Here is a 19,965-nt window from a genome sequence, read left to right as displayed (position 1 = left end):
GTGTCCTCAAACGCCGGACGGGCTGGATTCGCTCCGCGGAATCAGCCCCGCCGGCGTTTGAGGCGCGGGGGCCCGGGGGCAGAGCCCCCGGCGCAACCCCCCGCTCAGTCGTCCGCGCCGTCGTCGTCCCGCTCCACCGACGTCTTCGACGTCTTCGCGTCGACCTTCACGTCGGTCCCGTCGTCGCCGTTGCCCTTGCCGTCGTGGAGTTCGACCTCCCAGTGGTCGCCTCCGTCGTCGTCGAAGTCCACCGACGTCACCGTCCCGCCGGGGTGGGCCTTGAGCGCGGCCTCGACCGCCTCGCGGATGTCCACGGACGCGGCGCGCAGCGCGGCGCGGTCGCGGTCGTCGTCACCGTCGTCGTCGTTCCGGTCGTCGGCCCGCACCGCGCCGGTCTTCGCGTCGACGTTCAGCTCGTGCATCCGGCCGTCCTTGCCGAGCACGTGCACCTCCCAGTGGCCGTCGCCGTCGTCGTCGCGGTCGACGGAGTCCACCGTGCCCGGCGTCTGCCGCAGGGCCGCGGCAACGGCCTCCGACGCCGTCAGCGACCCGGCGGGCACGGCACGGTCGTCGTCGCGGTCGTCCCTGTCGTCCCTGTCGTCGCGGTCGTCGTCCTTCGCCACCGCCGCGCTCGCCGACCGCGGCGCGTCGTCGTCGGCCGACACCGCCACCGCCGTATACGCGCCGCCGCCCACCAGCACCGCCGCTGCGACGGTCGCGATCACCAGGTTGCGCTTCATGAGGGGGTCCTCCCGAGTCGTTCGCTCGTCGCCGGTTGCGACAGGAACCAATCTCGCCGGGCCATGCTGAACCCAGCCTGAAGCCACCTGAAGAGATCTTCAGCCACGGTTTGCGACCCTGAGCGCATGAGGTTGTTGATCGTGGAGGACGAGAAGCGGCTCGCCCTGTCCCTCGCCGCGGGGCTGACGGCCGAGGGCTACGCCGTGGACGTCGTCCACGACGGTCTGGAGGGACTGCACCGCGCCGGCGAGGGGGTGCACGACCTCGTCGTGCTCGACATCATGCTCCCCGGCATGAACGGCTACCGCGTCTGCGCCGCCCTCCGCGCCGCCGGTCACGACATGCCCATCCTGATGCTCACCGCCAAGGACGGCGAGTACGACGAGGCCGAGGGGCTGGACACCGGTGCCGACGACTACCTCACCAAGCCCTTCTCGTACGTCGTCCTCGTCGCCCGCGTGAAGGCCCTGCTGCGCCGCCGTGGCCGGGCCGGGGGGTCGCCCGTGCTGGCCGTCGGCGACCTGCGCGTGGACACGGCCGCCCGTCGCGTGTTCTGCGGGGAGAACGAAGTGGCCCTGACGGCCAAGGAGTTCGCAGTGCTGGAGCAACTGGCGACCCGCGCCGGAGAGGTGGTCGGCAAGCCCGACATCCTCGAACACGTCTGGGACTTCGCCTACGAGGGCGACCCCAACATCGTCGAGGTGTACATCAGCTCCCTGCGCCGCAAGCTCGGCGCCACCCGTATCCAGACCGTGCGCGGAGCGGGCTACCGCCTGGTGGCGGCGTCATGAGGTCCGTACGGGCACGGGCCGCGCTCGGCGCCACCCTCGTCGTCGCGGTCGCGCTGATCGCCGCCGGCGCGGCCGTCCTGCTGGCGCTGCGGTCCAACCTCATCGACCGGACGGACCTTCAGGCCGAGGTCGTGGCCAGGGAGGTGGCCTCCGAGATCGCCCTCGACACGCCGCTCGACCGTCTGGAGCTGCCGGACGACGACGGGCGGCCCGTCCAGGTCGTCGAGGAGGGCGGGCGGGTGGCGGCTGTCAGCGAGGGCCTGGAGGCGATCGCCGGGACGTCGAGCACGGCCGTCGCACCCCAGCCGTCGGCGCCGGCGTCGCCCGGCGGTGACGACGACGATGACGATGACGACGACCCGGCGCGCGGCGAGGTCGCGAACGACGCACCGCGCTTCACCTCCGGCACCGCCACCGTCGACGGTGAACGCGCGGACTACCGGTTCGCCGCCGTCGAGGTGACGTCCGGCCGGGAGCAGCGGACCTACACCGTGTACGCCGGAGCCCCGCTCGCGACCGAGCAGGAGGCCGTCGGCACGGTCCGCGACGCGATGCTGGTCGGCCTGCCGCTGCTGCTCGCGGTGGTCGGCTCGGTGACCTGGCTGGTCACCCGCCGCGCACTGCGGCCCGTGGAGGGCATCAGGAGCGAGATGGCGGCCATCACCGCGTCCGAGGACCTGTCCCGCCGCGTCCCCGAGCCCGGCTCGGGGGACGAGGTGGCCCGGCTCGCCCGTACGACCAACGAGACGCTGGCCGCGCTCGAGGTGTCGGTCGAGCGGCAGCGCCGGTTCGTCGCGGACGCCTCGCACGAACTGCGCAGCCCCATCGCCTCCCTGCGCACCCAGCTCGAAGTGGGCGCGGCGCACCCGGAGTTGCTGGACGTGCCAGGGGCGGTGGAGGACACCGTACGGCTTCAGCAGCTGGCCGCGGACCTGTTGCTGCTGGCGCGCCTGGACGCGGGGGAGCGGCCGGGGCAGACGCGCCTGGACGCGGCGCGGCTGCTGCGCGAGGAGGTGGCGCTGGGGGCACCTCCCGGGCCCGCAGGGCCCAGGGGGAGGCCGGCCGACCGGGTCCCGGTCGAGGTGCGTGCCGAGGAGGGGCTGGAAGTGGCCGGATCGCGCGGGCAGTTGGCCCGGGTGCTGGGCAATCTGCTGGACAACGCGCAGCGCCACGCGGCCACCTCGGTCACCGCGTCGGTACGGCAGGAGCGCGGCCGGGTCGTGTTCGCGGTCGGCGACGACGGATCGGGCGTGCCCGAGGAGCAGCGGGAGCGGATCTTCGAGCGGTTCGTACGCCTGGACGACGCCCGCAGCCGGGACGAGGGCGGTGCGGGACTTGGCCTGGCCATCGCGCGTGATGTGGCGCGGCGCCATGGCGGGACGCTCACGGTGGGCCGGTCCCCGGCGGGCGGAGCACTGTTCGAACTGAGCCTGCCGCTCGCCCCGGAGCCCTCGTAGGGCGTGCGTGGCGGTCCGGGGCTGTCCTCGTAGGGCGTGCGTGGCGGTCCGGGGCTGTCCTCGTAGGGCGTGCGTGGCGGTCCGGGGTGGCGGGCCGGGGTGGCGGCCCCGGGCCCTCGGTCCCCTCGCTCAGAGCCAGGGGCTGTCCGGCGGATCTTGGCCGGGTCCACGACGCCTGGCACGGCACCTCGCTGCGTTGCCGGAGTGCCCTGATAGCTCCGCTATCAGGGCACTCCGGCGCCTTGCGATGCACCGCACCAGACGCCGCGTCCTGTCCGGCCCTGATCCACCGGACAGCCCCTAGCCGCGCCGTCCGCGCAGGTGCTCGGCGACCGGGGTGAGGGACTCCCGCAGGTCGGCGAGTGCCTCGGGCGTCAGCAGATCGATGAAGTGCTTGCGCACGGAGGCGACATGGTGCGGCGCGACCTTCTGCATCGTCGCGAGGCCTTCGTCGGTCAGCACCGCGTACAGGCCCCGCCGGTCCGACTCGCAGTTCTCCCGCCGGACGAGTCCGGCGTTCTCCATACGGGTGATCTGGTGCGAGAGGCGGCTCTTGGACTGCAGCGTGGCCGCGGCGAGGTCGCTCATGCGCATGCGCTGGTCCGCCGACTCGGATAGGTTGACCAGGATCTCGTAGTCGTTGTTGGTCAGTCCGAACGGCTGGAGGTCCTTCTCGAGCTGGTGCATCAGGAGTTTGTTGACCTCCAGATGGGTGCGCCAGGTGCACTGCTCGTCATCGGTCAGCCAGCGAGTGGCCGTCTCGGTCTCCATATATGGATTCTACCTAAGAAGTTGAAAAGCGGACGAAGTTGGGGGTGTGACGTCCGGCACCCGTGCGACCCGAAGGTCGCACAGGGTGCGCAGACGTTCGACGTCACACTCCGCAGACTACCGCTCACAGGCCGAAGCGACGCTGGAGGTCCCCGAGCTGGCCGGGAAGGCGCGGTGACGAACCGTGCTGACCGGCGCCGCCCATCGGTCCGCCGCCCCCTGGAACGCCCGGTTCCGGTCCCACGACACCCGTCGCCTGCTCCGGCATCAGCGTTTCGCTGGACTGGAGCAGCACCGTGCCCGCCCCCACGAACTCGAACTGGTGCTCCTCACCGGACGCCCCGCCGATCCCGGTCAGCGCCCGCAGCCCGCCCATCACGCCCGTCATGTAGGCGTGGTCGTAGTGGTGGCAGGGGGAGGGGCAGTCCGCCCACCCCACCAGGGCCTGCGGATCCACCCGGATCGGCGGCTCCATGAAGGCCACGGGACCGTTCGACGCGGCCACGAACTTGCCCGTCCCGATCAGGGTCAGGAAGCCCGGCACGATCGACTGCTTGAGCGCCAGCGTCGGCTGGAAGGCGAGCAGATTCCCCGACCGGATGGTGAGGTTGCCGTCCTCCAGGTCGTAGGAGTTCACGTCGAAGGCGCGGTCCGCGAGCAGCATCTTGCCGCTGCCCTCGGCCACCACCCAGTCGCTCGCGTGCAGCGGCGAGTGGAACGACGTACGCATCAGCCGGTCGAGCCGGCCGTGGCCGATTCCGTTGAAGTCGATGCGTCCGTAGTAGGCGATCATCTTGCCCTTCTGCAGGAACCACTGACTGCCCTTGAGTTCCACGCAAAAGGTGTACGCGTTGACATTGTCGTCGCTCGGCAGGGTCGTCGGGTCGAGAATGACGGGCGTGCTCACAGCTTCTCCTCCGACGCCTGGACGTACACCGCACCATTGCCGCTGAGCTCCAGCTGGAACGCCTCGCCCGAGCCGCGCCCCACCATGTCGCGCCAGCCGAGCGCCGTGGAGAGCTTGTTGCGCACGTCGCCGTGGTGCGCGACATACGCCTGGGGGTCGACATGGACGGCCCGGCCCGGGGTGATCGGCAGCTCGATCACTCCGCCGTGTGCCATCACCGCGACCGCTCCGTGGCCCTTCAGAGTGGTGGTGAACAGGCCCTGCCCGGTGACCTGCCCGCGCACCATGCCCATGACCCCGCCCTGGGATCCCATGAACATCGTGCCCTGCTGGAGCGTCCCGTCGAAGGCGAGCAGCCGGTCGGCCTCGACGTACAGCGTGTCGCCGGTCAGCTGGATCACCTGGATGTGATGGCCGCCGTGGCCGAACATCACCGTGCCGCTTCCTTCGACGGTCATCAGCGGCGTCGCCTCGTTCGCCACGCGACGGCCGATCATCGACGCCAGCCCGCCCTGGCCGCCCTGGATGTTCGGGGTGAACGACACGTCACCCTTGTAGGCGAGCATCGCGCCGCGCTGGCTGAACATCTTCTGGCCGGGGGCGATCGTCGCCTCGACCATCTTCGAGTTGATCTCACGGAACGGCATGTCAGACGTCCCCTCCCACGGTGTTGCGCTCGCTGGGCTGGACGTAGACCAGCCCCTCGCCCTCGAAGCGGATCTGGAACGCCTCGCCGCCGCCCTCGCCCATGAGGGTGCGGAAGGTCACACCGGACTGGAAGTCCTGGCGCAGATTGCCCTGGTGGGCGATGTAGGCGCCCGGATCGACGGAGAGCGGGTAGGCCGGCGTCACCCGCAGGACGACGGCCGGACCGTCCGACATGACGGCCGCCTGGCCGCTGCCCTCGACGGTCGTGGTGAACAGGCCGTTGCCCTGGGAGGCGCCGCGCAGACCGGTGAAGGTGGTGCCGGTGCGCAGCCCGCCGTCGGTGCACAGGAGGTTGCTCGACTCGACGTAGAGCTTGTCCCCGTGGAGCTGCACCAGGTTGATCTCGCTCGCGCGGTCGGCGAAGTAGCAGGTGCCCTGCCCCTTCACCTCCATCATCTCCATCTGTTCGCCGGTGAGCCGGCGGGTCACCATCCCGCGGAGGCCCTCACCGCCGCCGGACATCTTCTTGAACGCCATCTGGCCGTCGTACGCGACCATCGAGCCGTTCTTCGCTTTGACGGCGTCACCGGTCAGGTCGACGGCGAGCACCTTGCTGCCTTGGAGTCGGAACGTTGCCACGCGCTGACGTTAACCGGTGATTCCGGCCCCGAACAGCGTCCTCAGGGAGGATTCGGACCCTGACAAAGGCTTGGCAAAGAGAGCTGCCACAATGGGGGCGGCGCTTGTGCATTCATTCACAAGATCGCCCGTCCGGCCATGCCCGCTCCGACGTCGAAGGTGCCTTCCGTGGACATCAAGACCGCTTCCTCCCTCCACCGCCTCCGCCTGGTCTCCGCGCCGGAGGCCGTGTCGTTCCTGCTGCTGCTCGTCTGCTCGGTACTCAAGCGGACGACGGAGTTCAACGCGGTCCCGGTCATGGGTGCGATCCACGGTGTGCTCTTCATCCTCTACGTCCTGTTCTGGCTCGACGCCTGGAACCGCACCAAGTGGGACCTGAAGACGGCGGCGCTCTACTTCGTGCTCTCCGTCCTGCCGTTCGGCGGGTTCTTCGCGGAGCGCAAGCTCAAGGCGGAGGCCGAGGCTGCCGTGATCGCCTCCCGCGCCCGCCGCGAAGGCACGGTCAGCGCATGATCGTCGCCTTCTCCGTCACGCCCCTCGGCGTCGGTGAGGACGTCGGCGAGTACGTCGCCGACGCCGTCCGCGTCGTGCGCGAGTCCGGCCTGCCCAACCGTACGGACGCGATGTTCACCTCGATCGAGGGCGACTGGGACGAGGTGATGGACGTGGTCAAGCGCGCCGTCGCCGCGGTCGAGGCCCGCGCCCCGCGCGTCTCGGTCGTCCTGAAGGCCGACATCCGACCGGGCGTCATCGACGGCCTCACTTCCAAGGTCGACACCGTCGAACGGCACCTGAGCGCCTGAATACCCCGAGCGCCTGAGCCCGATCTCCCCGAACCCCCGGCCGCCCCGCGGCCGGGGGTTTCGCATGCCCGCACTTGAGCGATTGCTCAAAAGCCGCTACGGTCCGTCGGAACGAAGAGTTGAGCAGTCGCTCAAACCGTTACGACCAGCGGGGGAGAGCCGTGGGCCTGTACATCGAGACCCGTGTCCGCGCCGACATGGACACGCTCTGGGAGCGCACCCAGGAGCCCGCGCAGCACCAGCGGTGGGACCTGCGCTTCACCGAGATCCACCAGCTGCCGGGCGAACCCGGCGCCCCCCGGCGCTTCCGGTACGCGACCCGCGTGCTGCCCTTCCTGACCGTCGCCGGCACGGGCATCAGCGCGGGGGAGCGGCACCGGGCCGGGGAGCGGGTCTCCGCACTGCGGTTCGCCTCGCCGCACCCGCTGTCGCTGCTGGAGGAGGGCAGCGGCTACTGGCGCTACGTACCGGCGGCCGACGGCGTCCGTTTCCTGACCGGCTACGACTACCGCCCGCGCTGGGGGCGGTTCGGCCGCACCGCGGACCGCCTGTTGTTCCGGCCCCTCATGGGATGGGCGACGGCCTGGTCCTTCGACCGGCTCCGCCTGTGGTGCGAACGGGACGTCACCCCGGCCCGCTCGCTCGCCCACGCGCTGGCCGAGTCGGGCGCGCGGCTCGCCGCCGTGGCCGCCGCCGCGGTGTCCGCCCCGCCCGCCGCCGCCGCGGCCGTCGCCCTGGCCGCCGTACTGCTGCCGCCCTCGCCGCTGACGCCCGCGGCCAGGCGCTGCCTGCGCACCCCGCCGGCGCGCACGGCCCCGCCCGCCCTGCTCGGCACCCTGGAGCCCGCATGACCTCGATCTTCCGCGCCGCCATGGGCGACGCCTTCGACCGCCTCCACCCGCAGCTCCAGCGGCGCTTCTCCGTCGGGCTCGACAGCGGGGAGGCCTGCACCGGGCGCGGCGTCATGGACCGGATCTGGCATGGCGGGGCCTTCGTCAAGCCGTTCCTCGCGCTCGGCGGCAGCCGCAACATCCTGGTTCCCCGCACCGGCCGCGCTGTCCCCTTCACCATCGAGAACGTGCCGTACACCGACTCCTACGGCCGCGAGACCGTCACCTTCGTGCGCACCTTCGCCCTGCCAGGCGGCCCCCGCCGGTTCGACGCCACAATGGTCCTCGCCCCCGAGGGCGACCGCGTGCTCGACTACCTCGGCACCCATCAGCATCTCGCCAGCGACCTGCACCTGTCCGCCGAGCCGGACGGGTCGCTGCTCATCCGCTCCGGCGAACACCGCTTCCGCGAGGGCCCCTTCGACCTCCCCGTCCCGCAACTGATCGGCGGCGACGCGGAGGTGCGCGAGTCGTACGACGAGAGCTGCGGCCGCTTCCGTATCCGCGTACGGGTCACCAACCGCCGCTTCGGGCCGCTCTTCGGCTACGAGGGCTCGTTCACGGCCGCGTACACGGACGTACGCTCGCACGGGGTGCGCGCCGGGCTGCGCCCGGTGCGGGAGGAGATACGGGCGTGAGCCAGGAGACCAGGCAGAAGCTGCTGGAAGGTGCCTTGCGCACCCTCACGGAGCAGGGCATCGCCAAGACCTCCGCGCGCTCCGTCGCCGCCGCGGCCGGGGTCAACCAGGCGCTGGTCTTCTACCACTTCGGCTCGGTCGACGAACTGCTCGCCGCTGCCTGCCGGTACGGCGCCGAGCAGCGCGTCGCCCGCTACCGCGACCGTCTTGCCGGCATCACCACGCTCGCCGGACTGCTGGAGTTCGGCCGCCGGATGCACGAGGAGGAGCGCGCCGGCGGCCATGTCGCGGTTCTCGGCCAGCTGCTGGCCGGCGCCCAGACACAGCCCCGTCTCGCGCCGGCCACGGCGGCCGGGCTCGAGCTGTGGATCACGGAGATCGAGAAGGTGCTCGCCCGAGTGCTCGCCGGGACCCCGATCGCCGAGTTCACCGATGCCACGGGACTGGCCCGGGCCGTCGCCGCGTCGTTCGTCGGCCTGGAGCTCTACGAGGGGGTCGACCCCCAGGGCGCGGAACGCGCCCTGGGCGCCCTCGGTCAACTGGCCGCCCTCGTCGCGGCCCTCGACGATCTCGGACCCGTGGCCCAGCGCGCCGTCCGGCACCGCCTGAAGCGCTCCGCCCGCACCTGAGTCCCGAAGCACGGTGCGGCCATGACGGTCAGTCAGGTGCGGGGGCCGACACCGCCAGGGCGATGCCCAGCGGCGTGCGCTCGTACAGCACCTGGTGCCCGTACCGGCGGGAGGCCAGCAGGCCCGCGGCCCGCAGCACCGACAGGTGCGCCGACACCGACGACGGTGCCAGACCGGGCAGCCGCGCCGGCGTCGTCGTCCCGGCAGGCTCGTCCAGTGCGCACAGCACGTCCGCGCGCACCGGCCCGAGCAGGCGGGCCGGCGCCTCGGGGGTACGGTCCGCCGGCCGCGTCCAGAGGCCGCCGATGCCCCGCGCCGGGTAGATCACGGCGGGCTGCCACGGGGGCCGAGGCGCTGCGCGGGCAGGCGATGACGCTGATGACGGCGGGGCTGATGACGGTCCGGGGCGCCGGTATGGCCCTGGCCGGTCTCGCCGCCGAGTTCCGGCCCGTCCATCAGGTCGTGGCGGGCGCGGGAGCGGCTGCCGCAGGGCCGGCCGGGACCGAAGAGCGAGACGGGGCTGACCACGATGTGACCTGTCGGTAAGGTCGGTGCCGTGCCGAAGCCGCTCAGCCTTCCCTTCGATCCCATCGCCCGCGCCGACGAACTGTGGCAGCAGCGCTGGGGCCCCGTGCCCTCGATGGCAGCGATCACCTCCATCATGCGCGCGCACCAGATCCTGCTCGCCGAGGTCGACGCCGTCGTCAAGCCGTACGGGCTGACCTTCGCCCGGTACGAGGCCCTGGTGCTGCTGACCTTCTCCAAGGCCGGTGAGCTGCCCATGTCCAAGATCGGCGAGCGTCTGATGGTGCACCCGACGTCCGTGACCAACACCGTCGACCGCCTGGTGAGGTCCGGTCTGGTCGACAAGCGGCCCAACCCCAACGACGGCCGCGGCACACTCGCCTCCATCACCGACAAGGGCCGCGAGGTCGTCGAGGCCGCCACCCGGGAGCTGATGGCGATGGACTTCGGGCTCGGTGTGTACGACGACGAGGAGTGTGCCGAGATCTTCGCGATGCTGCGCCCGCTGCGGGTCGCGGCGCACGATTTCGAGGAGAAGTAGCCCCGGGCAACCCGGGCGAAGATCGCCCCTTGCGCCCCGTTACGCTCGATGCCATGAAAGCGAATGTGCTGACCCGCTACCGGGTGATGGCCTACATCACCGCCGTGTGGCTGCTCGTGTTCACCGGCGCCATCGTCCTGAAGTACGGGTTCGACACCGGCGACACCATGCTGATCTCGCAGATCCACGGTGTGCTGTTCATCGTCTACGTGATCTTCGCCTTCGACCTCGGCTCCAAGGCGAAGTGGCCGTTCGGCAAGCTGCTGTGGGTGCTGGCCGCGGGCTGCATCCCCTTCGCCTCCTTCTTCGTCGAGCCGAAGGTCACACGCGAGGCGCGTGCCCTGATCACGGACGGCGTGACCCCGGTCGAGGCCGAGGCGTAGCACTGTGTGACCGGCGCGAGCGAGGCTCGCGCCGGTCAGCCATCGACATTTACTAGGACGTCCTAGTAAATTCGAAGTATGGACGCTGACGCGATCGAGGAAGGCCGCCGACGCTGGCAGGCCCGTTACGACAAGGCCCGCAAGCGGGACGCCGACTTCACCACGCTCTCCGGGGACCCGGTCGAGCCGGTATACGGCCCGCGGCCCGGGGACGCCTATGAGGGATTCGAGCGCATCGGCTGGCCCGGTGAGTACCCCTTCACCCGCGGACTGCATTCTACCGGCTACCGGGGCCGCACCTGGACCATCCGCCAGTTCGCCGGCTTCGGCAACGCCGAGCAGACCAACGAGCGCTACAAGATGATCCTGGCCGCCGGCGGCGGCGGGCTCTCCGTCGCCTTCGACATGCCGACGCTGATGGGCCGCGACTCCGACGACCCGCGCTCCCTCGGCGAGGTCGGCCACTGCGGTGTGGCCATCGACTCGGCCGCCGACATGGAGGTCCTGTTCAAGGACATCCCCCTCGGTGACGTGACGACGTCGATGACGATCTCCGGCCCGGCCGTCCCGGTCTTCTGCATGTACCTGGTCGCCGCCGAGCGCCAGGGCGTGGACCCGGCCGTGCTGAACGGCACGCTGCAAACGGACATCTTCAAGGAGTACATCGCGCAGAAGGAGTGGCTGTTCCAGCCCGAGCCCCATCTGCGTCTGATCGGCGACCTGATGGAGCACTGCGCGCAGGGCATCCCCGCCTACAAGCCGCTCTCCGTCTCCGGCTACCACATCCGCGAGGCCGGTGCGACGGCCGCGCAGGAGCTCGCGTACACCCTCGCCGACGGCTTCGGCTACGTCGAACTGGGGCTGTCCCGGGGCCTGGACGTCGACACCTTCGCGCCCGGCCTGTCCTTCTTCTTCGACGCGCACCTCGACTTCTTCGAGGAGATCGCCAAGTTCCGCGCGGCGCGCCGGATCTGGGCCCGCTGGATGAAGGAGGTCTACGGGGCGAAGACGGACAAGGCGCAGTGGCTGCGGTTCCACACCCAGACCGCGGGCGTCTCGCTCACCGCCCAGCAGCCGTACAACAACGTGGTGCGCACCGCGGTCGAGGCCCTGTCGGCGGTCCTCGGCGGCACGAACTCGCTGCACACCAACGCCCTCGACGAGACCCTCGCGCTGCCCTCCGAGCAGGCCGCCGAGATCGCGCTGCGCACGCAGCAGGTACTCATGGAGGAGACCGGCGTCGCCAACGTCGCGGACCCGCTGGGCGGTTCCTGGTACGTCGAGCAGCTCACCGACCGGATCGAGGCCGACGCCGAGAAGATCTTCGAGCAGATCAGGGAGCGCGGCCTGCGCGCCCACCCCGACGGTCGGCACCCCATCGGGCCGATGACGTCCGGCATCCTGCGCGGTATCGAGGACGGCTGGTTCACGGGCGAGATCGCCGAGTCGGCCTTCCGCTACCAGCAGGCGCTGGAGAAGGGCGAGAAGAAGGTCGTCGGCGTCAACACGGCCACCGGCTCGGTCACGGGCGACCTAGAGATCCTGCGGGTCAGCCACGAGGTCGAGTGGGAGCAGGTCCGCGTGCTCGGCGAGCGCAAGGGCCGGCGGGACGACGCCGCGGTGCGAGCGGCCCTGGACGCGATGCTCGCCGCCGCGCGCGACGGCTCCAACATGATCGCCCCAATGCTGGACGCGGTCCGCGCGGAGGCGACCCTGGGCGAGATCTGTGGGGTGCTGCGCGACGAGTGGGGCGTCTACACGGAGCCGCCGGGCTTCTGACGCGCCCGGCCGCGGCCGGCGGCCTCGCCGGCCGGGGCAGCGGCGGAAGGCCTCGCCCGGCCGCAGGCCGACCCGGCCGGAGCCCCGGCGGAAGGCGCTCGCCCCGCGAGCGGCGTCAGGCGTGCGGACCGCCTCACCCGGCCGTCAGGACGGCAGCGCGCCGAGGCCCGATACCAGCAGTGTGGTGAATCGGCGCGCCCACTCCGCGTCCACCGGCTCCGCGCTCACCAGCGCGCGGTGGACCACCGCGCCCGCCACCACGTCGAAGATCAGGTCCGTGTTGCGGGCCTCCGTCTCGGGGTCGGCCTCGTACGGGAGCTCGCCGCGGGCCTGGGCGCGCTCCCGGCCCTCCACCACCAGCCGCTTCTGCCGTTCGACGATCGCCTCGCGGATCCGGCGGCGCAGCGCGTCGTCGCACGTGGACTCCGCGACGACGCCCATGAGCGCGGTCTTGGTCTCCGGCTGCGCGAGCAGGTCCGCGAACTGCAGGACCACGCCCTCCACATCGGCTTCGAGGCTGCCGCGGTCCGGGAGTTCGAGCTCGTCGAAGAGCACGGCGACGGCGTCGACGACGAGCTCGTTCTTGTTCGTCCAGCGGCGGTAGAGCGTGGTCTTGGCGACCCCGGCACGGGCCGCCACGTCGCCCATCGTCAGCTTCGACCAGCCGACCTGGACGAGCGAGGCACGGGTGGCGGCCAGGATCGCGGCATCGGTCTCGGCGCTGCGGGGCCGTCCCGTACGGCCCTGACGCGCGGATTCGGGGTGGGCGGTGCTGGACATGTCCGAGACCATACCGGCCGGTAAACAGATCCCTGTGAGGCAGTTCACCGGGGAAATCTCACACGCGTGACGTGCGATGCAGATACGCTACGACCCGTAGCGAAAGGCCCGCCCGAGCGGCCGGGCCGGAGCGACAACCACAGGCGTCGAGGTGGGGACCCGGCGCCGTCCCGGCTGATCGTACGGCCGATTTTTCACATGCGCGCGGGGAAGGGGGAGGATGTACGTATGCAGCCTAGGAACATGTCCATGAGCGGCGTCGTCGACCTCGCCGCGGTGAAGGCGGCCGGAGAGGCCAAGGCGAAGGCGGAGCAGGCCCGCGCGGAGTCCGCCCGGCAGGGTGGCGGCGGTGCCGTGTCACCCGCCGCCCTGGTGATCGACACCGACGAGGCGCGCTTCGAGCGCGACGTACTGCAGCGCTCCACCGAGGTCCCGGTCGTCATCGACTTCTGGGCCGAGTGGTGTGAGCCGTGCAAGCAGCTCAGCCCGCTTCTGGAGCGTCTCGCCAAGGAGTACAACGGCCGGTTCGTCCTCGCCAAGATCGACGTGGACGCCAATCAGATGCTGATGCAGCAGTTCGGTGTCCAGGGCATCCCGGCGGTCTTCGCCGTGGTGGCGGGCCAGGCGCTGCCCCTCTTCCAGGGCGCGGCCCCCGAGGCGCAGATCCGCCAGACGCTGGACCAGCTGATCCAGGTGGCCGAGGAGCGCTTCGGGCTGACCGGCATCACCGTGGACCCGGACGCGACGGGCGCGACGGGCGAGGCGGCCGAGGCCCCCGTTCCGGCCGGCCCGTACGACGCCCTGCTGAGCGCGGCCATGGACGCGCTCGATGCCGGTGACTTCGCCGGCGCGATCCAGGCGTACAAGAACGTGCTGGCGGACGACCCGGCCAACAGCGAGGCCAAGCTGGGCCTCGCCCAGGCCGAACTGCTCGGCCGTGTACGGGACATGGACCCGCAGCAGGTCCGCCGGGACGCAGCCGACAATCCGGGCGACGTGCAGGCCCAGATCGCAGCGGCCGATCTCGACCTGGTGGGCGGTCACGTGGAGGACGCGTTCGGCCGGCTCGTGGAGGCCGTGCGGCGCACCGCCGGCGCGGACCGCGACACGGCGCGGGTGCGACTGCTCGAACTCTTCGAGGTGGTCGGCCCGGACGACCCGCGGGTGACGGCGTCACGTCAGGCGCTGGCGCGGGTGCTGTTCTGATGTCGCGTTGACAGCCTTTCTGACAACGGCGCCCGGAGTGCGCCGGTCTGGCGGTTTTGCGGCGGTGGTGCCGGGCGCGGCACCACCGCCGTTTTGGCGACACAGCGACAAAACGCAGCCTTGCTTTACCAAAACTTGGTAATGTGAACGGCTGTTACTCGGAGTACAGCAACGGGCTGGTTCTGTCCGTTTATTGACAGCAATCGCCCGCTCTGCTCTCACCCCCGGTGGCACCCTGCGTGCTCGGGCGGTGTCGCGCGGTCGTGGCGGGGTTATCAGGCCGTTACTAGTGAGTAACGAACCCCCTTGTATCCGCGCCTGGAATGGACCACGATCGGCGACGCTCGGTCCAATACCGCACCAGCCCGGCTTCCCGCCGAGCCGCGGTCCGTTGGGTCCCCACCGGGCCGGCCGGCGGCAGTGGCGCCGGCCGCGGACAGGGGGGTTCCTGCTGACCGGCAGGGCCTGTCCGACCGGTTGCGCGAGAGTGCGGCCAGTGGTTGTCGCTCGGGGGTGATCGCCGGTGTTTCGGACGCAGTCAGCGCCTGAAAGTACAGGCGCTCTCCTTCCCGAGGACGTAGCACTTCTCCCATCCCAGGACGGGCCCGCGGGCCCGGACCGGAGATGTACGTCCGAGAAGGAGGAAAGTCATGGAGTCTGTGGCTCGTGGCGGAACCAGATGGAAGCGGTTCGCCCTTGTCATGGTGCCGAGTGTGGCCGCGACGGCCGCGATAGGCATCGGCCTGGCACAGGGCGCGCTCGCCGCGTCCTTCAGCATTTCCGGCCAGGAGTTCAAGGTCAAGGCGGAGAGCCTGACCGGCACCAACTTCGTTCAGTACGGCAGCGTTGCGACCGGTAAGACGCTGGACGGCAAGGACTTTGCCGCTCCGGTGGCGGTGTCGGGCTTCAAGACCGCCAAGATCACCAACATGTGTCAGTCGGTCGTCACGCCGAACGTCCCGTTCGTCGGCAACGTCAGCCTCGAACTGCGCGCCGGTCAGGACCCGAACCACCCGGTCGAGGCCACGAACATCTACCTGGATGTCTCGGACCTCAAGGCGGACGCCGAGTTCACCAACATCGACATCGGTGTCGCGGCGGGCGAGCTGAAGGACCCGGGCATCCAGCCCGGAACCAGGGCCAACCCGCACGGCTTCGCCCAGCGCGCCGAAGTGGCGAAGCTGACGGGTGTGGAGCAGAAGGCGTGGGCGACCACCGCCGGCACCTTCAAGCTCAGCGGTCTGTCGCTGAAGCTGCACAAGGGCGTCAAGGAGTGCTTTTAGGTCCTGTCCGGTCGATCAGGCCGGATCAGTGAGCGGGGTCTGGTGCGTGCAGATGCAAGGCGGAGGAGGGAGCCACTGCGGAGCATTGGCGACCGACGACAACGCAGCAGATGTGCGTGCCAGGCCACGCGAGCCCGGCAAGATCGGCCGGACAGGGCCTCAGGGCTGACGCCCTCCGGGACGGGCGGGTGCGACTCCGGCTTCGCCCGCCCGTCTCCGTTCACACAGCAACGCCAGTATCAGGGAGCTTTTTCCATGAGCGCCGAGACTTCAGCAGCACAGGGGCGGGACGAGCACTTCCTCCGCGTCTTTCGGCGGGCCTTTCGCACCTGGCGGGGGCAGCGGCCCTTCTGGGCCGGTCTGTTCACCATGTTCGGCGGTGTACCGATCGCCTATCTGCCGTACGCCGACCTCCGGCTCGGCAACATCACCCTCGCGATGGCCACCACGGCCGGCGCCGGTTCGCTCATTATCGGCGTCCTGCTGGTCACGCTCGGCCTGACGATGTGGTTCCAGGCAGCGGTGCGCGTCTTCGCGGGCATCGCGGCGATCGTGCTCGCGCTGATCTCGATCCCCGTGGCCAACATCGGCGGTTTCCTCATCGGCTTCCTGTGCTCCCTGCTGGGCGGTGCTCTGTCGATCTCCTGGGCGCCGGGCAGGCCGGTGGCCGAGGCGCCCGAGCCGCAGACGTCCCCCGAGCCCGCGAAGGGCCTGGACGGGGTGACCGTGCCGGGGCCGCGCGCCGACGAGGGATACGACCCGAACGTGACCGAAACGACTGCCCACGCCGACGGCGGGAGGAACAGTGCGGGGTGACGACACGCAGCTCAGCTCGGCTGAGGGCGGTGAGTTCCGGGAGAGGCAAGGACCGCGGCACGCCGCTCCGAAGAAGTCGCTGCTGACCAAGCTCCACCTGCCCGCGAGCAAGGCCGTGGCGCTGGCCGCGATGCCCACCGCCGTCTTCGTGGGCATGGGCCTCACCCCCAAGCTGGCGCTCGCCGACGACAAGGACATCCCGTTCGCCCCCGGTCCCTGCGTGACGCGCTCGGACGAGCCGGCGGAGTCCGAGTCCCCGTCGCCGTCCGCATCGGCGAAGCCGTCCGAGACGCCGTCGCCCTCCGACAGCGCCAAGCCGGAGCCGACGCCGAGCGGCACGTCGGTCACGGACGTCCTGGAGCCGAAGCCGTCCGAGAGTCCGTCCGCGGACACGGCCGACGAGGCAGGGGATGCCGCGTCGCCGGAAGCGACGCCGAGCGAGACCAGGAACCCGCTGGACCCGCTGGGTGTGGGGGATGCGCTCAAGGACCTGTTCGACGGCTCCGACAAGGAGCCGGAGACCAGCCCGACGCCGACGCCCAGCGAGAGCACCGAGCCGGCCGAGGACGCCACCGCAAAGCCGTCCGCAAAGCCGTCCGAGAAGCCCACCGACGCCGTGGACGACGTGGTGGACGACACGGTCGACTCGTCCAAGGAAGCGATCAAGGACGCGGCCGACAAGGCGGGCGCGACGGTCGAGGAGCTGGACGAGGACGCCAAGGGGCTCGACCCGCAGAAGGACGAGAACATCCCGGACGGCGCCAAGCCGCCCTTCCCGTGCCCGACTCCGGACCCGGAGGCCCTCGCCGCCGCGGACCTGGAGCAGGGCCGCCCGCTCCTCCCGGACGACCCGTGGATCCTGGAGAGCTCCCGGCTCACCCTGAACGGCCTGGACTACCACGGCATCGTCGAGGTGAAGACGTACGGCGGCAAGATCAAGAAGGTGCTGAAGTTCACCGCGACGAGCGTGGACATCAAGGACCTGCACCAGCTGGTGGTCGGCCCGAACGGCACGATCGCGCACGTCAAGGCCGAGGAGGGCTCGACGTCGACGATCCGCAACGGCGAAGTCACCATGTACACCGAGGAGTTGAAGGGCAGCCTCTTCGGGCTGATCCCGGTGACGTTCAGCCCGGAGACTCCGCCGCCGCTGAATGTTCCGTTCGCCTTCTTCACCGGCGTGAAGGTGACCCAGGCCGGCCAGTTCGGCGGGACGCTGACCGTTCCCGGTCTGCACAACTACTTCACGGGCGGGACGTCCTGAGATTTCCCGATCCACCGGGAGCCGCGAAAGGAACTGTGGGCCGCACCCCTCGGGGTGCGGCCCACAGTTCGTCCGGTGCCGGACTGAGGAGAACGTCTGGGAATGGCCTCGGCCTTCTTTTGCCTCGGCGCATCACCGGTCGTGCAGCACCTGCGGGCGGGTGACCGGCACCACCGTGAGGAGGCCGTCCAGCCCCTTGAAGTCGTCCGGGTCGGTGGTGAACAGCGGGAGGTCCTCGGCGATGGCGATCGCCGCGATCATCAGGTCCGCGACGCGGCGCCTGGGTTTGCGGCCCGCTGCGACCACCGCCGCGCAGACCCTGCCGTACATGCGAGCCGCCTCGACCCCGAAGGGAATGGGATCGAACTCGCTCTCGGCGCGTTGCAGTACGTCGAGTCTCCTCGCGCGCTCGGCGTGCTCGTCGTAGTCGCTCTGGTCTTCGTTCCTGCGGACCTCGTGAGGGCCCGCGGAGAGTTCGGCCAGTGTGACGGCGCTGATCGCCACCTCCGCCGGCAGCTCCTCGGGGTTCACCCACTTCCGCAGAATCATGATGTTCGTGTCGAGCAGTCCCTGTTGGTGCATGCGAGGTCCCCCCGCAGCGGGGTCAGCGGGCATACGGGTCGTCCGCTCCCTGCTCGGCGGTCATCTCCTGGTCGGCCCGGAAGGCGTCGAGCGAGATGTCGGGCGCGGACCGCGACAGCGCCGCGAACTCCGCGCGTGGCACGAACCGCCTGCGCCGGCGCAGCGGGACAAGCTCTCCGATCCGGTGGCCGTCCCGGGTGACCGTGAACGACTGACCGTGCTGGACGGCGTCCATGATCTCTTTCGACCGCTGGCGGAGGTCGCGTTGGGTGATCTCGGGTTGCGCGCTCATGGTGTCACGATACGGGGTCGCGGCATGGTGTGCTACCAGGTGCTACAGGATCCGCCCATGCGAAAGGCGGCCCCCGGTGTCCCTACCGGAAGCCGCCCTTCGAGCCGAGTGTCGGCGAGACGTCAGGACTTCGACTGACCACCCAGGTGATGCACGCGGACCATGTTCGTCGTGCCCGGGACGCCCGGAGGGGAGCCCGCGGTGATGATCATGGTGTCGCCCTCGTTGTAGCGCTGGAGCTTCAGCAGGGCCGCATCGACCAGTTCCACCATCGCGTCCGTCGTCTCCACGAACGGCGCCAGGAAGGACTCCACGCCCCAGCTCAGCGACAGCTGGTTGCGGGTGGACTCGTCCGTGGTGAAGGCCAGGATCGGCTGGGACGCGCGGTAGCGGCACAGGCGGCGGGCCGTGTCGCCGGACTTGGTGAAGGCCACCAGCGCCTTGCCGTCCAGGAAGTCCGCGATCTCGCAGGCCGCACGGGCCACCGAACCGCCCTGGGTGCGCGGCTTCTTGCCCGGGACCAGCGGCTGCAGACCCTTGGAGAGCAGCTCCTCCTCCGCGGCCACGACGATCTTCGACATCGTCCTGACCGTCTCGATCGGGTACGCGCCGACCGAGGACTCCGCGGACAGCATGACCGCGTCCGCGCCGTCCAGGATCGCGTTGGCGACGTCGGACGCCTCGGCTCGCGTGGGGCGGGAGTTGGTGATCATCGACTCCATCATCTGGGTGGCGACGATGACCGGCTTGGCGTTGCGGCGGCACATCTCGATGAGCCGCTTCTGCACCATCGGGACCCGCTCGAGGGGGTACTCGACGGCCAGGTCGCCGCGCGCGACCATCACGCCGTCGAACGCCATCACGACGTCCTGCATGTTGGCGACGGCCTGCGGCTTCTCTACCTTGGCGATGACCGGGACCCGGCGGCCCTCCTCGTCCATCACCTTGTGGACGTCCTTGACGTCGCTCGCGTCGCGGACGAACGAGAGCGCCACCAGGTCGCAGCCCATGCGGAGCGCGAAGCGCAGGTCCTCGACGTCCTTCTCGGACAGCGCCGGGACGTTGACCGCCGCGCCGGGAAGGTTGATGCCCTTGTGGTCGGAGATGACGCCGCCCTCGACGACGATCGTCTTGACCCGCCGGCCGTCCACCTCGACGACGCGCAGCTCGACGTTGCCGTCGTTGATCAGGACCTGGTCGCCCTTGGACACGTCACCGGGGAGGCCCTTGTACGTGGTCCCGCAGATCGACTTGTCGCCGGGGACGTCCTCGGTGGTGATGGTGAACTCGTCGCCGCGGACCAGTTCGACCGGCCCCTCGGCGAAGGTCTCCAGGCGGATCTTGGGGCCCTGGAGGTCGGCCAGCACGCCGACGGCGTGGCCCGTGTCCTCGCACGCCTGACGCAGGCGGTGATACCGCTCCTCGTGCTCAGCGTGGGACCCGTGGCTCATGTTGAAACGGGCCACGTTCATGCCGGCCTCGATGAGCGCTTTCAGCTGCTCGTAGGAGTCGACGGCGGGGCCCAGTGTGCAGACGATTTTGGAACGGCGCATAAGGCGGATCCTATCGGTTTGTTTCTCTGCGGAATATTCCGTCTGGT

23 protein-coding genes and 2 pseudogenes are annotated in these 19,965 nt (G+C 70.5%); 15 read left to right on the top strand and 10 right to left on the bottom strand.

Annotation, left to right across the window (positions count from 1 at the left end):
* Window positions 1-104: 104 nt before the first annotated feature.
* Window positions 105-740, bottom strand: coding sequence for a PepSY domain-containing protein (locus tag ACF08N_RS17595; protein WP_392325516.1), 636 nt, complete (start codon window positions 738-740; stop codon window positions 105-107).
* A 126-nt stretch (window positions 741-866) separates the two neighbouring features.
* Here ACF08N_RS17595 and ACF08N_RS17590 point away from each other — a divergent pair, with 126 nt between their 5' ends.
* Both ACF08N_RS17590 and ACF08N_RS17585 read left to right on the top strand, forming a co-directional pair.
* Window positions 867-1,532, top strand: a complete 666-nt coding sequence (locus tag ACF08N_RS17590) for a response regulator transcription factor (RefSeq protein ID WP_392325515.1) — start codon at window positions 867-869, stop codon at window positions 1,530-1,532.
* Window positions 1,529-2,989, top strand: a complete 1,461-nt coding sequence (locus tag ACF08N_RS17585) for an ATP-binding protein (RefSeq protein ID WP_392325514.1) — start codon at window positions 1,529-1,531, stop codon at window positions 2,987-2,989. The genes ACF08N_RS17590 and ACF08N_RS17585 overlap by 4 nt, the downstream gene beginning before the upstream one ends.
* A 300-nt stretch (window positions 2,990-3,289) precedes the next feature.
* On the opposite strand, the gene ACF08N_RS17580 is transcribed toward ACF08N_RS17585, so the two are convergent.
* From ACF08N_RS17580 to ACF08N_RS17565, 4 genes are all read right to left on the bottom strand, one after another.
* Entirely contained in the window at window positions 3,290-3,760 is a 471-nt protein-coding gene (locus tag ACF08N_RS17580; protein WP_392325513.1) for a MarR family winged helix-turn-helix transcriptional regulator, read from the bottom strand.
* Window positions 3,761-3,884: 124 nt separating this feature from the next.
* A complete protein-coding gene (locus tag ACF08N_RS17575) occupies window positions 3,885-4,667 on the bottom strand; it encodes an AIM24 family protein (RefSeq protein ID WP_392325512.1) in 783 nt (260 codons plus the stop codon).
* Window positions 4,664-5,314 (bottom strand): AIM24 family protein, encoded by a 651-nt coding sequence (locus tag ACF08N_RS17570; RefSeq protein WP_392325511.1) that lies wholly within the window; start codon window positions 5,312-5,314, stop codon window positions 4,664-4,666. The genes ACF08N_RS17575 and ACF08N_RS17570 overlap by 4 nt, the downstream gene beginning before the upstream one ends.
* 1 nt (window position 5,315) lies before the next feature.
* The gene (locus ACF08N_RS17565; protein ID WP_392325510.1) at window positions 5,316-5,954 is read right to left on the bottom strand and encodes an AIM24 family protein; all 639 of its coding nucleotides are present in this window, start codon (window positions 5,952-5,954) and stop codon (window positions 5,316-5,318) included.
* A gap of 168 nt (window positions 5,955-6,122) precedes the next feature.
* Here ACF08N_RS17565 and ACF08N_RS17560 point away from each other — a divergent pair, with 168 nt between their 5' ends.
* From ACF08N_RS17560 to ACF08N_RS17540, 5 genes are all read left to right on the top strand, one after another.
* Window positions 6,123-6,467, top strand: coding sequence for a DUF3817 domain-containing protein (locus tag ACF08N_RS17560; RefSeq protein ID WP_392325509.1), 345 nt, complete (start codon window positions 6,123-6,125; stop codon window positions 6,465-6,467).
* Entirely contained in the window at window positions 6,464-6,757 is a 294-nt protein-coding gene (locus tag ACF08N_RS17555) for an MTH1187 family thiamine-binding protein (protein WP_392325508.1), read from the top strand. Before ACF08N_RS17560 ends, ACF08N_RS17555 begins: the two co-directional genes overlap by 4 nt.
* Before the next feature lie 161 nt (window positions 6,758-6,918).
* A complete protein-coding gene (locus tag ACF08N_RS17550) occupies window positions 6,919-7,608 on the top strand; it encodes a hypothetical protein (RefSeq protein ID WP_392325507.1) in 690 nt (229 codons plus the stop codon).
* Window positions 7,605-8,285 (top strand): DUF4166 domain-containing protein, encoded by a 681-nt coding sequence (locus ACF08N_RS17545; RefSeq protein ID WP_392325506.1) that lies wholly within the window; start codon window positions 7,605-7,607, stop codon window positions 8,283-8,285. The genes ACF08N_RS17550 and ACF08N_RS17545 overlap by 4 nt, the downstream gene beginning before the upstream one ends.
* Window positions 8,282-8,914, top strand: a complete 633-nt coding sequence (locus ACF08N_RS17540; RefSeq protein WP_392325505.1) for a TetR/AcrR family transcriptional regulator — start codon at window positions 8,282-8,284, stop codon at window positions 8,912-8,914. The genes ACF08N_RS17545 and ACF08N_RS17540 overlap by 4 nt, the downstream gene beginning before the upstream one ends.
* Before the next feature lie 28 nt (window positions 8,915-8,942).
* Here the strand turns inward: ACF08N_RS17540 and ACF08N_RS17535 are convergent.
* Window positions 8,943-9,257 (bottom strand): annotated as a pseudogene (locus ACF08N_RS17535) (ArsR/SmtB family transcription factor); the annotation flags it as partial.
* Window positions 9,258-9,262: 5 nt separating this feature from the next.
* On the opposite strand from ACF08N_RS17535, the pseudogene ACF08N_RS17530 reads away from it, so the two are divergent.
* The 4 genes and pseudogenes from ACF08N_RS17530 to ACF08N_RS17515 all read left to right on the top strand — a co-directional run.
* Window positions 9,263-9,460: pseudogene (locus ACF08N_RS17530) on the top strand (MFS transporter); the annotation flags it as partial.
* Window positions 9,461-9,470: 10 nt separating this feature from the next.
* Window positions 9,471-9,980, top strand: coding sequence for a MarR family winged helix-turn-helix transcriptional regulator (locus tag ACF08N_RS17525; protein ID WP_177147632.1), 510 nt, complete (start codon window positions 9,471-9,473; stop codon window positions 9,978-9,980).
* Between the two features lie 53 nt (window positions 9,981-10,033).
* Window positions 10,034-10,363 (top strand): DUF3817 domain-containing protein, encoded by a 330-nt coding sequence (locus ACF08N_RS17520; RefSeq protein ID WP_392325504.1) that lies wholly within the window; start codon window positions 10,034-10,036, stop codon window positions 10,361-10,363.
* A 78-nt stretch (window positions 10,364-10,441) separates the two neighbouring features.
* Window positions 10,442-12,142, top strand: coding sequence for a methylmalonyl-CoA mutase (locus tag ACF08N_RS17515; protein WP_392325503.1), 1,701 nt, complete (start codon window positions 10,442-10,444; stop codon window positions 12,140-12,142).
* Between the two features lie 144 nt (window positions 12,143-12,286).
* On the opposite strand, the gene ACF08N_RS17510 is transcribed toward ACF08N_RS17515, so the two are convergent.
* The gene (locus ACF08N_RS17510) at window positions 12,287-12,934 is read right to left on the bottom strand and encodes a TetR/AcrR family transcriptional regulator (RefSeq protein ID WP_392325502.1); all 648 of its coding nucleotides are present in this window, start codon (window positions 12,932-12,934) and stop codon (window positions 12,287-12,289) included.
* 216 nt (window positions 12,935-13,150) lie between these two features.
* On the opposite strand from ACF08N_RS17510, the gene ACF08N_RS17505 reads away from it, so the two are divergent.
* The 4 genes from ACF08N_RS17505 to ACF08N_RS17490 all read left to right on the top strand — a co-directional run bounded on the left by ACF08N_RS17505 (window position 13,151) and on the right by ACF08N_RS17490 (window position 17,491).
* Window positions 13,151-14,128, top strand: a complete 978-nt coding sequence (locus tag ACF08N_RS17505; protein WP_392325501.1) for a tetratricopeptide repeat protein — start codon at window positions 13,151-13,153, stop codon at window positions 14,126-14,128.
* 650 nt (window positions 14,129-14,778) lie between these two features.
* Window positions 14,779-15,411 carry a DUF6230 family protein gene (locus ACF08N_RS17500; RefSeq protein ID WP_392325500.1) on the top strand — a complete coding sequence of 211 codons (633 nt, stop codon included), beginning with the start codon at window positions 14,779-14,781 and terminating at the stop codon, window positions 15,409-15,411.
* Between the two features lie 255 nt (window positions 15,412-15,666).
* Window positions 15,667-16,227, top strand: coding sequence for a DUF6114 domain-containing protein (locus ACF08N_RS17495; protein WP_392325499.1), 561 nt, complete (start codon window positions 15,667-15,669; stop codon window positions 16,225-16,227).
* Window positions 16,217-17,491 (top strand): hypothetical protein, encoded by a 1,275-nt coding sequence (locus ACF08N_RS17490; RefSeq protein ID WP_392325498.1) that lies wholly within the window; start codon window positions 16,217-16,219, stop codon window positions 17,489-17,491. The genes ACF08N_RS17495 and ACF08N_RS17490 overlap by 11 nt, the downstream gene beginning before the upstream one ends.
* Window positions 17,492-17,623: 132 nt before the next feature.
* Here the strand turns inward: ACF08N_RS17490 and ACF08N_RS17485 are convergent, their stop codons facing one another.
* From ACF08N_RS17485 to pyk, 3 genes are all read right to left on the bottom strand, one after another.
* Entirely contained in the window at window positions 17,624-18,073 is a 450-nt protein-coding gene (locus tag ACF08N_RS17485; protein WP_392325497.1) for a type II toxin-antitoxin system VapC family toxin, read from the bottom strand.
* A gap of 22 nt (window positions 18,074-18,095) precedes the next feature.
* Window positions 18,096-18,365 (bottom strand): type II toxin-antitoxin system prevent-host-death family antitoxin, encoded by a 270-nt coding sequence (locus tag ACF08N_RS17480; protein ID WP_392325496.1) that lies wholly within the window; start codon window positions 18,363-18,365, stop codon window positions 18,096-18,098.
* A 122-nt stretch (window positions 18,366-18,487) separates the two neighbouring features.
* Window positions 18,488-19,918 (bottom strand): pyruvate kinase, encoded by a 1,431-nt coding sequence (gene pyk, locus ACF08N_RS17475; protein ID WP_392325495.1) that lies wholly within the window; start codon window positions 19,916-19,918, stop codon window positions 18,488-18,490.
* Window positions 19,919-19,965 lie beyond the last annotated feature (47 nt).

The sequence above is a fragment of the Streptomyces sp. NPDC015127 genome (assembly GCF_043080095.1).
In the GTDB taxonomy this organism is placed as follows: Bacteria; Actinomycetota; Actinomycetes; order Streptomycetales; family Streptomycetaceae; genus Streptomyces.
This window is presented reverse-complemented; position numbering and strand designations above follow the sequence as displayed.